We start from the raw sequence: 12,428 nt of genomic DNA on the forward strand, positions 1-12,428 counted from the left end.
CTTGTGGGTCAGTAGGCCTCGGCTGGGCGCGGGCGCGCGCCGTCCGGGGATGGTTTCGCCGGCGCCTCGGCGTGGAGGGCGCGCAACCGCTCCAGCGGCTTGCGTCCGAAGCGCAGGAACAGGACGGGGGTCAGGAAGGTGTCGAGCAGGGTTGCGCTGACGAGGCCGCCGAAGATCGTCACCGCGACCGGGTGCAGGATCTCCTTGCCAGGGCTCGCGGCGTCGTAGAGCAGCGGCACCAGGGCCACGCCGGCCGACAGGGCCGTCATCAGCACCGGGGTCAGCCGCTCCAGGCTGCCGCGCACCACGAGGTCCGGCCCGAACGGCACGCCCTCGTGCAGCGACAGGTTCAGGTAGTGGCTGATCTTGAGGATGCCGTTGCGCGCGGCGATGCCGGTCAGCGTGATGAAGCCGATCATCGACGCCACCGAGAGCGGCTGCCCGACGAGCCGCAGCGCAGCGACCGACCCGATCAACGCCAGGGGCACGTTGCCCATGATGATCAGCGCGAGGGCGGCCGACCGATAGCGGCTGAACAGGACGGCGAAGACCAGCGCCAAGGACAGCGCGGACAGCGCCGCGATGGTCCGGCTCGCCTCCTCCTGCGCCTGGAAGGTGCCCTCCAGGCTGGTGAAGAAGCCGGGCGGAAGCGGCTCCTTCGCCAAGGCCTCGCGGATGGCCGCCACCACGGTCGCCATGTCGCTCGCGCCGTCGGTGTTGGCCTGCACCACGATGCGGCGGCGGGCGTTCTCGCGCAGGATCTGGTTCGGCCCGTCCGTCTCGCGGATGTCGGCCACCTGCTTCGCCGGCACCCAGCCCGAGGGCGTCTCCAGCAGCAGGTCGCCCAGCCCCGTGGTCGTCCGGCGGTTCTCGGAGAGGCGCAGGACCACGTCGAAGCGGCGCACGCCGTCGACGACCGTAGAGACCACCCGTCCGTTCGATAGGCGGCTGATCTGCTCGACGACCGCGGCCGGCTGCACGCCGTAGAGGGCGGCCCGGGTGTAGTCGACGCGCACCTCAAGCTGCGGGATGCGCACCTGCCGCTCGACCTGCAGGTCGACTAGACCCGGAATCGCGGCCATCCGGTCGCGCAGGGAGTTGGCGACCCGGCGCAGGGCGTCGAGATCCTCGCCGAACACCTTAAGCGCGATCTCCGCCCGCACGCCGGACAGCATGTGGTCGAGCCGGTGCGAGATGGGCTGGCCGACGTTCACCGCCACCGGCAGGGACGCGAGGCGCCCGCGCATGTCGGCGACGAGCGCCTCCTTCGGGCGCTTCTGGTCTTCGTCGAGCGCCACCTCGATCTCCGAGGAGTGAACACCCTCCGCGTGCTCGTCGAGTTCGGCCCGTCCCGTGCGGCGGCCGACCGCCTTCACGCCCGGGATGTCGAGGAGCAGCTTCTCGGCGATCAGCCCGACCCGGTTGCTCTCGGCGAGCGAGATGCCCGGGTTGAAGGTCATGTTGACCGTGAACGAACCTTCGTTGAACGGCGGCAGGAAGGCCCGCGGCAGGTTCCAGGCGGCGACGCCCGCAGCCACCACCGCCACCGCGACGCTGCCGACGAGCAGGCCCTGGTGCCGAAAGGCGACCCGGAGCAGGGCGGCGTTGCCGCGCTTGAGCAGCTTGAGGAGGCGGCTGTCGTGCTCCTCCAGTTTCCTCAGGCCCGGCAGCAGCAGGGACGCCAGGACAGGCGTCAGGGTGATGGATGTCAGCAGGCTCGCCAGGATCGAAATGATGTAGGCCTGCCCCAGGGGGGCGAAGAGCCGGCCCTCGATGCCCGAGAGTGCGAACAGCGGCACGAACACCAGGATGATGATCAGCGTCGCGTAGACGATGCCGGAGCGCACCTCGTTCGAGGCCTCGACCACCACCTGGAACACGCCCTTGGGGTTGCCCTCCCGCCGGTTCTCGCCGAGGCGCCGGTAGATGTTCTCGACGTCGACCACGGCGTCGTCGACGAGTTCGCCGATAGCGATGGCGATCCCGCCCAGCGTCATCGTGTTGATCGACAGCCCGAACAGGTGGAACACCACTGCGGTGGTCAGGATCGACACCGGGATGGCGAGCAGCGAGATCGCGGTGGTGCGCACGTTCAGCAGGAAGGCGAAAAGCACCACCGCCACCACCAGCATGGCCTCGACGAGGACGCGCTCGACGTTGCGGATCGAGGTCTCGATGAAGTCGGCCTGCCGGAACAGGACCTGGTCGGCCCGGATGCCGGCCGGCAGGGTCGAGGACATCTCCCTCAGGGCGGTCTCGATGCTGCGGGTCAGCCGCACCGTGTCGACGTCGGGCTGCTTCTCGACCGAGACGATGACCGCGGGCTTGGCCATGTAGCCGGCGTCTCCGCGTTTGACCTTCGCGCCGAAGGACACCTCGGCGACTTGGCGCAGGTGGACCGGCGTATCGGCGACCGTGGCGACCACGAGGTTGCGCAGGTCGTCGAGGCTCATGGTCCGGCCGATGCTCCGGATGAGGTACTCGCGGGAATGCTGGTCGGTGAAGCCGCCGCCGGCATTGGTGCCGAACTGGGCGAGCGCCGCCTCAAGCCCGGCGTTCGTCACCCCGAGCGAGCGCATGGCGGCCGGGTTCGGGCTGACCCTGAACTGGCGCACCTCGCCGCCGATAGGGATGACCTGCGCCACGCCCGGGATGGTCAGGAGCCGCGGCCTAATGGTGAAGTCGGCGACCTCGCGGACTTGCATGGGGGTCGCGGCCTCGCCGGTGACCGCCACCAGCAAAATCTGCCCCATGATGGACGAGACGGGCCCCATCACCGGGGTGACGCCCCGCGGCAGCTGGTCCTGCACCATGGCGAGGCGCTCGGCGACCTGCTGGCGGTTGCGGTAGATGTCGGTGCCCCAGTCGAACTCGACGTAGGTGACCGACAGGCCGACGCCCGAGACCGAGCGCACGCGGGTCACCCCCGGCAACCCGTTCATCCGGGTCTCGATGGGATAGGTGACGAGCTGCTCGACCTCCTGGGGGGCGTAGCCCTCCGCCTCCGTCATGATGGTGACGGTGGGCTTGGTGAGGTCGGGGAAGACGTCGACGGGCAGCTTGGTCGCGGTGAAGGCGCCGAAGAGCACCAGCACCGTGGCCATGGCGAGGACGAGCAGGCGGTTGCGGACCGACTGGCTGACGAGGAAGGTGAACATCGGGCGGTCTCCTCAGCGAACCTGGTCGAGGAGTTCGGCGCCCTGGGTCACCACCCGCTTTCCGGGTCCGATCCCCTCGGCGACCAGCACGCGGCCGCCGTCGAGCGGCTCGACCCGCACCGGCCGGGCCTCGAAGCGCTCGGCGGTGGTGTGCTCGTAGACGACGTCCTGCCCGTTGCCGGCGCGCACGACGGCGGCGCGCGGCAGCGCCAGGCCGGACTGCTCGGTGTCGGTTCCGGCCAGCACGGTCACGAATTGCCCGACCCGCAGGCCGGTGGCGTCGCCCTGCACCGCGAACTGGACCGGGATGGCCTGGTTGCGGGCGGCGAGGCCCGTGCCCTGGTAGGCGAGCCCCAGGGTGCGTCCGTCGGCGAGCCGCGCCGTGGCGTCCTGCGCCGCGGTCAGGGCGTCGAAGCTCAGCGCCTCGACCCAGAGTCGGTTCGGGTCGACGATCTGGAAGACCATGGCGCCGGGCGCCGCCATCTGGCCGGCGACCGCGGTGGCCTGCGCCACGACCCCGTCCACCGGAGAGACGAGGGTCTCGGGCTGTTGCCTGATCTTGTCGAGGGCGGCGCGGCGGTCGTGCAGGCCGTCGAGCTCGGCCTGGGCGTCGTCGAGTTGGGTCCGGGTGACAGCGCCCGAGATGGCGAGGCGCTTGAAGCGCTCGACCCGGCGCTCGACGATGGCGATTTGCTGATCGAGTTCGCCCTGGCGCTGGCGCATGTCGGAGACGTCGATGGCCTGAACCGGCGGGGTCACGGTGGCGAGCACGTCGCCCTTGCGCACCTTGGTGCCGAGGCGGGGGAACAGCCCGGAGGGCGGGGGCGAGAGCCGACCGCCGACCGAGGACTGCACGACGCCGCTGGCGTTCGGGTCCGGGATGATGCGGCCCGGGAGCTCGACCGAGCGGTGGAAGCTGCCCTGCTCGGAAATGGTGGTGCGCAGGACGAGGAGCCGCTGCGTGGGCTTCGGCACGAAGACGGAGCCGTCAGGCAGGCGCTGCGCGAGGTCGGAGGAGCCCGGGGCCCGGGGCTCGATCAGCGCCGCCCCCTGCACGGGCACGCCGTGGTCCTCGTCGCCATGCGCGAAGGCGGCGGTGCCGAGGACGAGGGTGATGCCGATGGCGACTACGGCCAGGACCGGAGCGGCCCGGCGTCCGCGGGCGAGCGCCGTCACGAGGACGCCGAGGAGGAAGGCGACGGCGACCGCGGCCACGAGGGTCGGGTCCTTGGCGCTCAGGCGATCCGTGACGCCGTGGGCGACCTCGGACACCCGCGCCAGGGCCGCCTTCGCCGGAGCCGGCTTGGCGGTTGCCGCCGCGGAAACCTTCGGGTCGGGCACGGTGACCGCGAGGGTGAGCACGTCCACGGCGTCGCCCGCGGTGACGGTCGCGACGAGCTCGTGGCGGCCCGGCTTAGACAGCCACGGGGCCGGTAGCGCGTAGCCGCCGTCGGCCGTGGCGGTCGCTACCTTGGGGCCATCCGGCGTCTCGACCTCGATGGTCGCGCCGGAGACCGGCTCGTTCGTCCGGAAGCGGTCGAGGAACAGCGTCAGGGTGCCGTCGCGCGGGATGGCGACGAGCTCGAAGGCATCAGAGAGCGCCTCGCCGCGCGGGGCGATGGTCTTCGAGACGGGCGGCGGGGCGGCGCCGTGGTCGTGCCCCTCGTGGGCGCGCACGGGCCCCGCCAGGACGGCGGCAAGCAGCGCCACCGCGCCAAAGGCGGCGGCAAGACGGATCGGCATGAAAGGGAATCCTAGCGTCGGGAAGTCCGGACGGCGCCGTTCGCGGGCGCAATCCGGGCGTTGCGCGCCTCGGGCGCGCCCTACTTCACGCGAGGGTTCGTGGGGGCTTGGGCAGGGCCTCGGGGCCGGCGCCCGAGCGGCCGACGACGTCGCGCGGGATCAGCGTGACGGTCCGGAACAGCGATGGGGATAGGACCGAGGGTCCGGATAGGACGCCGGTAGCGCAGCAGGCCATCGTCCCGCAGCAGCGGGTTTGGCAACCGGGCCGGCAGCAATCGTCCTGTACGGGTTCGATGCGCGCCAACGCGACAGCCGAGAGCGCGACCTTGGACAAGGTCGGGGCCTCGGACCGGATCGCCGGCTTGGCGGGGGTAGTCACCGCCGCATCGGTCGTCGCGGGGACGGCCTTGTGCTGGGGCGCGGCCACGTGGTGGCCGTGGTGCGAGTGGCCCTCGTGGGCCTGAACGGCGGACGGCGCGACGTAGGCGATGATCGCGAGGATCATCGCCGCCATCAGGCGCGCGATTTGCCGGTCGAGGCACATGGGTCTGGCTTACACCGTTTCGGGTGGCGGGACTATGCCCACGGGTGGGACGAGAATGCCGGATTGAGGCTTATGGTTGCCGCCGTTCCGGTTCAGGCCGCGGCCAACGGCGCGGCGGGGAAGCCGGCATTCGCGATAGCCCGGGCGATCTGGTCGTCCGGGACGGTCGCACCCGACACCGTGACGAGCTTCGCACCGAGGTCGACCTCGACCCGGTCGTTCGGCTCGATGTCCTGGACGGCGCGGGTCACCAACTTGGCGCAGCCACCGCAGCCCATCTTCTCGGACTTGAAGCGTTGCATGGCGCTCTCCCATGGGTAACGTCTCACCCAGATGGGGTTTCCCATGATGGGAAGGTCAAGGGCCACTTAGGCTCCGCTCAGCCAAGCCCGCCGCTCCCTTCGACGGCGTTCGGCCGTGCGCCCCACAAGGCTATTGCCAGCCCCAGGTTCAACAGCGCGAGCGCCGCCAGCAGGCCGTAGGCGGCGTCGGCGCCGCCGTAGGTAAGCGCCACCGCTCCAAGGGAGGGTGCCACGGCCTGTGCGATCAGGCCCGGCCGTGCCAGGCGCCCCACAAGAACCGGGTAGCGGACCGGGCCGAACAGGGCCAGCGGCACCGTGCCCCGGGCGATGGAGTAGATCCCGTTGCCCGCGCCGTAGAGCACCAGGGCGAGGCCGACCGCCGGCACGCCCGCCGCCAAGATGACCAGCCCCAGGACCACCAGCGCCATGGCCACGGTCAGGGTCCAGAGCGGGTGGTGCCGGCCCTTGTTCGCCATCTCGACGATGCGAGCCCCGACCTGGGCCGGCCCGATCAGCGCGCCGTAGGAGACGGCCGCGGCCAGCGCGACGCCACGGGCCTGCAGCAGAGCGATCAGGTGCACCGAGACCAGCGTCATCACGGTGCCGCCCAGCACGAGCACGCTGGCCATCAGCCGGTAGGCCCGGCGTTCGCGGGGTGTCAAAGGACCGTCCGCGTGGTGCTCCTCACCTGTTGCGGGCTTCCGGGCAGGTGCCTTTGGGATCAGGCCCAGTACCAGTGGCAGGGTCACGACGAGGTGCAACCCGGCATAGGCGACGCAGGCGTGGCGCCAGCCGACCTGCTCCACGAGGGCGGCCGAGAGCGGCCAGCAGACGGTGCTAGCGAACCCGCCCCAGAGCGTCAGGGTGGTGATGGCCGGACGCGCCTCGGCGCCGTAGAGCCGGCCGAGGGTGGCGAAGGCGGGATCGTAGAGGCCGCAGCCCATGCCAAGGCCGAGCAGAAGCCAACCGGCGAGGAACACCGGCAGGCTCGGTGCCAGGCCGAGCACGACGTGGCCCGCCGCCAGCAGCAGGGCGGCGCATGCCAGGACCGGGCGACCCCCGTGCCGGTGGATGGCGATTCCGACCCGGGGCGAGGCCAAGGCCGCCACCAGCAAGCCGATGGACAGGCCGCCGACCACCCATGCCAGGGGCCATCCGGTATCCGCCGCGATGGGCCCGGCGAGCACCGCTGGCAGGTAGAAGGACGAGCCCCAGGCGAAAATCTCCACCACGCCCAGGGCGGAAATGACGACGAGGCGGCTGCAGGCCTCAGACCTCACGGGAGGCGGGCTTGAGCGCCGCTACCTTGCCTACCGCCCCACGCTCGTACCAACCCTGCGAGCGGTTCACGATCCACACCACCGACAACATAACCGGCACCTCGATGAGCACGCCGACCACGGTGGCGAGCGCCGCGCCCGAGTTGAAGCCGAACAGGCTGATGGCGGCGGCCACCGCGAGCTCGAAGAAGTTGGAAGCGCCGATCAGCGCCGAGGGGCCGGCTACGCAGTGCTGCTCGCCCGCGGCGCGGTTCAGGAGGTAGGCCAATCCCGAGTTCAGGTAGACCTGGATGAGGATGGGGACCGCGAGCAGGCCGATGACCGCCGGCTGCGCAAGGATCTGCTCACCCTGGAAGCCGAACAGCAACACCAGGGTGGCCAGGAGGGCGACGAGCGACACCGGCCCAAGCTTGCCGAGCAGCCGGTCGAGAGAGGCTTGGCCGCCGGTGGCTAGCACGCTTCGGCGAACCACCTGCGCGATCACAACCGGGATTACGATGTAGAGGATCACCGACAGCACCAGCGTGCCCCAGGGCACCGTGATGGCCGAGAGCCCGAGCAGCAGGCCGACGATTGGGGCGAAGGCCACCACCATGATGGTGTCGTTGAGCGCCACCTGGCTCAGGGTGAAGTGCGGCTCGCCCTTCGTCAGGTTCGACCAGACGAACACCATCGCGGTGCAGGGCGCTGCCGCCAGGATGATGAGCCCGGCAATGTAGCTGTCGACTTGGTCGGCGGGCAGGTAGGGTCTGAACAGGTACCCGATGAACAGCCAGCCGAGCGCGGCCATCGAGAACGGCTTCACCGCCCAGTTGATGAATAGCGTCACGCCGATGCCGCGCCAGTGCCGCCCGACGTGGCGCAGCGAGGCGAAGTCGATCTTGAGCAGCATGGGGATGACCATGAGCCAGATCAGGGCGGCCACCGGCAGGTTCACCTTGGCGACCTCGGCGTCGCCGACGGCGTGGAAGAAGCCCGGCATGACGTGGCCGAGCGCGATGCCGGCCAGGATGCAGAGGGCGACCCAGAGGGTCAGGTAGCGTTCGAAGGTGCTCATGGTGTTCTCAGGCGGTGGCGACGCGGCGGCCGCGCTCGTCGACGACACGCTCGCCGTCCTCCTTCACGAACTCGCCCTGCTGGTCCGGCAGGAGGTCGAGCACCGCCTCGGAGGGACGGCAGAGGCGCACGCCCTTCGGGCTGACCACGAGCGGGCGGTTCAGCAGGATCGGATGGTCCTCGATGGCGTCGAGCAACTGCTCGTCGGTGAGCGCCGGGTCGCCGAGCCCGAGCTCGCCATAGGGCGTGCCCTTCTCGCGCAGCGCGTCCCGGACCGAGAGCCCAGCGCGGGCGAGCAGTTGCTTGAGGAGCGCCCAGCTCGGCGGGGTCTTGAGGTACTCAACCACGTGCGGCTCGACCCCGGCGTTGCGGATCATCGCGAGCGTGTTGCGGGACGTGCCGCACTCCGGGTTGTGGTAGATCACGACATCGAACGGCTCAGGCATGGGCGGTTTCTCCGGTGGTGCAATCGCAGGCGGCGAGTGCGGCGACCGCAGGGGCGCAGACCTCCGGGTGGCCCTGGCAGCAGTCGCGCATGAGGAACTGGACGAGGTCGGACAGGCCGGCGTAGGCGGCGCTGTAGATGACCGACTTGCCCTCGCGCCGGGATGTGATCAGCCCGGCGTGGGAGAGCTCCTTCAGGTGGAAGGACAGGTTGTTGCCGGCGACGTTCACCGTCTCGGCGAGGACGCCGGCGGCGAGCCCGTCCGGGCCGGCGGTGACCAGGGCGCGCACGACCCGGAGCCGATGCTCCTGGCCGAGGGCGGCGAAGGCGGCGAGTGCTTGCCGTTCGTCCATCGAATGACCTACATATCAACTATCGTTGAAACGTAGAGGAACGAAGCGCATTGGACAAGCCTCAGCAGCCGTTCGCCGACGGGATGTCGAACCTCTCCGAGGCGCATTTCGAGGTGCCGACCGAGGAGCAGATGGCGACGCCGACACCGCTCGACCATGCGCCTCGGTTCCTCGTCCTCTACGGGTCGCTCCGGGAGCGGTCGTTCAGCCGGTTCCTGGCCTACGAGACCGCGCGATTGCTGGAGGCGATGGGCGGCGAGGTCCGCATCTTCCACGCGGACGGGCTGCCGCTGCCGGACGACGGCACTGCCGACCACCCGAAGGTGCGGGACCTACGGCAGCTCTCGATCTGGTCGGAGGGACAGGTCTGGGTCAGCCCCGAGCGGCACGGCAACATGACCGGGGTGATGAAGAGCCAGATCGACTGGCTGCCGCTGAGCGAGGGCTCGGTCCGCCCGACGCAGGGTCGCACCCTGGCAGTCATGCAGGTCTCGGGCGGTTCGCAGAGCTTCAACGCCGTGAACAGCCTGCGGGTGCTGGGGCGCTGGATGCGGATGATCACCATCCCGAACCAGTCGTCGGTGCCGATGGCCTACAAGGAGTTCGACGATGCCGGCCGCATGAAGCCCGGGCCGCTCTACGACCGTGTCGTGGACGTCTGCGAGGAACTGATGAAGTTCACGCTGCTGACCCGCGGGCGTGCCGATTACCTCGTCGACCGCTACTCCGAGCGGAAGGAGCGCGAGCCCGAGCAACTCAAGGGCGTCGCCGCCGACATCGGGTTCGTGAAGCGGTAGGTCTGCTCTCGCACCGTAAGCGGACGCTTGATTGATTGAAGATGAATGCCTGCTTGTGGCGCACAGCCTACCAGACGGCATGCGAACTGCGGACCCCACGCGAACCTGCGATCCGCCGCCGAACGACCGCGTGGGGTGGTTTGCAGACGCTCACGAGCCGGGTCCGCCCTGCTACGATGTGCCGATGCGCAAAGGTGAAACCAAACTTGGGATGGTCCGGCGGCACGTCGAAGTCGGCGCGCGGCACGTTGCGAAGCAGCACGCTCTCATCGCTCGCTGGCGGCGGCAGAATTTACCAACCGAGGAGGCGGAAGCGATCCTAATCCTCTTCGAGGACGTTCAGCGCCAGCATGAAGAGCACCTTGCTCGTCTCGAAGCACGGGAAAAAGGGGAACTCGCTTAAAGTGGGAAGCGGCTCACTGCTAGGAGTTCGTGTTTGTAGCGGCGGCTTGCGCGGATTGACCCATACCAAGTCGGCTTCTTGGATCCAGCACTCCCACTAAGCGCCTCCACCTGCTGATTGTTCATCTTCTTCCCATTGCGCCTCCGCCTTGGTCCACATCGGGTGGTTTGCCGACGTAAGCTAACGCTGCTCGTCATCAACAATTCGACGAAGGCACTCAAGCGCGCGCCTGCGGCCATCCTCAGCCCGGATTGCAAACCAAAGTTGCAACAACTCACTTGCTTCTATACTATTTCCAGGAATATTTTCTCCTGAAGATATCTCATGAACGGACATTCCGAGAGCGTCAGCAATCGATTTTAGGCGACGGAGGATTTCGCTGTGTTCATCACTCATCGATAAACCAATCCATCATTGCAGATGTTTTTTTCTTTAACATATGTTAGTTTTTTTATGCTTTTCCGTTTGCTTGAATGTAGCCTATTTTGCACGGGTTGCTTTCAAGGTATGCGCCAACACCCTGGAACCAGATGCGCTGCAAAGCGTATCGGTCTTCGGCGGAGCACTCGACGTGGCAGGTGATGCAGATCTCTCGGGCTGCCGCGTCCTGGTGGTGGAGGACGACTTCTACCTCGCGACCGATGCCGCCCGGGCCCTCGAACGCGCAGGCGCTCACGTCATGGGCCCGTGCGCGACCGAGGAGGAAGCCCGCGCGGTGTTGGACGAGCAGCGCCCTGATGCCGTCGTAGTCGATATCAACCTCGGTCGAGGTCCCTCGTTCAAGCTGGCTGAGACGCTGAAGGACCGCGGCATCCCGTTCGTGTTCACGACTGGATATGACGCCAAGGTGATCCCGACCAAATTCGCCGGGATTGAGCGGTTGGAGAAGCCACTCCAACTCCGGCAGATCGTCAGTGCCGTCGCGAAGCTCATGACAGCGGTATAGCCCAGGGGCGGACCTTCCCAGGGTCTGCAACGGGTCGGGAGTGGCGGTTCCGCGCCAAAGGGCCTCAGGTCAGTTCATGCCGCCAGGCGGCAGACGAACTCCTGACCCCATGCAGACATTGATCTCACCCATCTCAAAGGTCCGCTTCGAAGAGTATAGCGGCGGCTGGCCCGCACTCCTTACCAAGACTGCCTGAGCAGATGCTTCTCAAGAATCCCGAGCGCCGCAAAGCTCCCGATGCGGCCGAGGCCGAGACGCAGATGGTCCTGGGAGACCGGCGCCAGCGACGAGCGCCACAGGATCGAGGGCAGGACGAGAAGACCGGCCTCGGATGCGAGCGTCCGCGCGAAGTCGGTCGCCCCCTCGTGCCCGCGAAACCGCGGATACGCGAAGGCGAGATTCCTCGGTTCGTCCGGCTCGAAGACGTCGGAATGGCGATCGAGCAGAGCGCGCAAGCGGCGATGGTTGCGCCGTCCAATCGCGCGGGCGCGATCGGTGATGCGATGCTCGGCCCGCAGCGCGATCTCGCCCAGGATCTCGCTCGGAGCTGCAAGGCAGCTCGACAGCAGGTTCTTGGCGGCGACCGTGCGGCCGAGGACGGCGCGGTCGCGGCAGGCGGCCCAGCCGACGCGCAGGCCCGGCAGCCCGAACCCCTTCGACAGCCCGTTGATCGAGATACCGCGCTCGTAGAGGTCCACGACGGGCGGAACGGCCCGGTCCAGAGCGCAGTCGGTCTGGCGGTAGACCTCGTCGTTGACGAGCCAGAGCCCGTGCCGGCGGCAGAGGGCGATCAGGCCGTCCAGGGTCGGCCGATCCAGGGCCGCGCCGGTCGGGCTGTTGGGGAAGTTCGTCAGCACCAGCCGTGTGTTCGGGCGCAAGGCCGCGGCGAAGCGGTCGAGGTCGAGGCTCCAAGCCCGGTTCGCGGACAGGGCGACCCCGTCCGTGGCACACAGGCCCGTCACGACGAGTTCCAAGGGCTGGTAGATCGGCACCACCACCACGGCGTGGTCCTCCGGGGCCAGCAGCGCCTGGAGGAGGCAGGTCATCGTCTCCTGCGCGCCCGCACCGACGAGCACCTCGTCGGCCCCGACCATCGCGTAGCGGGCGGCGACCGCCTCGCGCAGGCGGAGGGAGCCGCGCGGATCGGCGTAGCCAAGATCGAGGCTCCGCCAGCGCAGCCGGTCGTCGGAGCTTGCGAGGCGCAGCAACGCGGAGAGCTGGAGCGGCTGCGAATCGGAGGCTGCGAGATCGTGATATGCGCAGGCCGACCAGCTCCTCAGGTAATCCGCCATGGCGAAGGACCGGGAGGGCAGGCCACCGCCTTCTCGCTGGTCGATCCCGGCCTCCTCCCGCACGTCGTCGGTCCAGCGGTCGGTCGAGGCGTCCGCGTCGAGCTCCACG

General features: G+C 68.9%; 12 protein-coding genes. 3 read left to right on the forward strand and 9 right to left on the reverse strand.

All coding sequences use genetic code 11. From position 1 onward, the window contains the following. Window positions 1–8: 8 nt before the first annotated feature. The 8 genes from BMX97_RS08770 to BMX97_RS08805 form a co-directional block, all read right to left on the reverse strand. Window positions 9–3,158: an efflux RND transporter permease subunit gene (locus tag BMX97_RS08770; RefSeq protein WP_091748202.1), complete on the reverse strand. Its 3,150-nt coding sequence runs from the start codon at window positions 3,156–3,158 to the stop codon at window positions 9–11. A 12-nt stretch (window positions 3,159–3,170) separates the two neighbouring features. Continuing rightward, window positions 3,171–4,901 carry an efflux RND transporter periplasmic adaptor subunit gene (locus BMX97_RS08775; RefSeq protein ID WP_091748205.1) on the reverse strand — a complete coding sequence of 577 codons (1,731 nt, stop codon included), beginning with the start codon at window positions 4,899–4,901 and terminating at the stop codon, window positions 3,171–3,173. An 85-nt stretch (window positions 4,902–4,986) separates the two neighbouring features. Continuing rightward, window positions 4,987–5,445, reverse strand: a complete 459-nt coding sequence (locus BMX97_RS08780; protein WP_091748210.1) for a hypothetical protein — start codon at window positions 5,443–5,445, stop codon at window positions 4,987–4,989. 92 nt (window positions 5,446–5,537) lie between these two features. Then, window positions 5,538–5,747 carry a heavy-metal-associated domain-containing protein gene (locus BMX97_RS08785; RefSeq protein WP_091748213.1) on the reverse strand — a complete coding sequence of 70 codons (210 nt, stop codon included), beginning with the start codon at window positions 5,745–5,747 and terminating at the stop codon, window positions 5,538–5,540. Between the two features lie 77 nt (window positions 5,748–5,824). Beyond that, the gene (locus tag BMX97_RS08790) at window positions 5,825–7,027 is read right to left on the reverse strand and encodes an MFS transporter (protein WP_091748215.1); all 1,203 of its coding nucleotides are present in this window, start codon (window positions 7,025–7,027) and stop codon (window positions 5,825–5,827) included. Beyond that, entirely contained in the window at window positions 7,017–8,084 is a 1,068-nt protein-coding gene (gene arsB / locus BMX97_RS08795) for an ACR3 family arsenite efflux transporter (RefSeq protein ID WP_091748977.1), read from the reverse strand. The genes BMX97_RS08790 and arsB overlap by 11 nt, the downstream gene beginning before the upstream one ends. Window positions 8,085–8,091: 7 nt before the next feature. Further along, window positions 8,092–8,529: an arsenate reductase (glutaredoxin) gene (arsC, locus tag BMX97_RS08800; RefSeq protein WP_091748218.1), complete on the reverse strand. Its 438-nt coding sequence runs from the start codon at window positions 8,527–8,529 to the stop codon at window positions 8,092–8,094. Next, window positions 8,522–8,881: an ArsR/SmtB family transcription factor gene (locus BMX97_RS08805; protein ID WP_091748223.1), complete on the reverse strand. Its 360-nt coding sequence runs from the start codon at window positions 8,879–8,881 to the stop codon at window positions 8,522–8,524. The genes arsC and BMX97_RS08805 overlap by 8 nt, the downstream gene beginning before the upstream one ends. A 50-nt stretch (window positions 8,882–8,931) precedes the next feature. On the opposite strand from BMX97_RS08805, the gene arsH reads away from it, so the two are divergent. The 3 genes from arsH to BMX97_RS08820 all read left to right on the forward strand — a co-directional run bounded on the left by arsH (window position 8,932) and on the right by BMX97_RS08820 (window position 11,027). Then, window positions 8,932–9,678, forward strand: a complete 747-nt coding sequence (arsH, locus tag BMX97_RS08810) for an arsenical resistance protein ArsH (RefSeq protein WP_091748225.1) — start codon at window positions 8,932–8,934, stop codon at window positions 9,676–9,678. A gap of 184 nt (window positions 9,679–9,862) precedes the next feature. Beyond that, complete coding sequence (locus BMX97_RS08815; RefSeq protein ID WP_091748229.1) at window positions 9,863–10,081, forward strand: hypothetical protein; 219 nt, start codon at window positions 9,863–9,865, stop codon at window positions 10,079–10,081. Window positions 10,082–10,652: 571 nt separating this feature from the next. Then, window positions 10,653–11,027, forward strand: coding sequence for a response regulator (locus tag BMX97_RS08820; RefSeq protein WP_244538348.1), 375 nt, complete (start codon window positions 10,653–10,655; stop codon window positions 11,025–11,027). Window positions 11,028–11,206: 179 nt separating this feature from the next. Here BMX97_RS08820 and BMX97_RS08825 read toward each other — a convergent pair whose 3' ends face one another. Further along, window positions 11,207–12,427, reverse strand: coding sequence for a pyridoxal phosphate-dependent aminotransferase (locus BMX97_RS08825; protein ID WP_244538349.1), 1,221 nt, complete (start codon window positions 12,425–12,427; stop codon window positions 11,207–11,209). Between the last annotated feature and the right edge of the window lies 1 nt (window position 12,428).

It is taken from the genome of Methylobacterium sp. ap11 (assembly GCF_900110515.1).
Classification (GTDB): domain Bacteria; phylum Pseudomonadota; class Alphaproteobacteria; order Rhizobiales; family Beijerinckiaceae; genus Methylobacterium; species Methylobacterium ajmalii.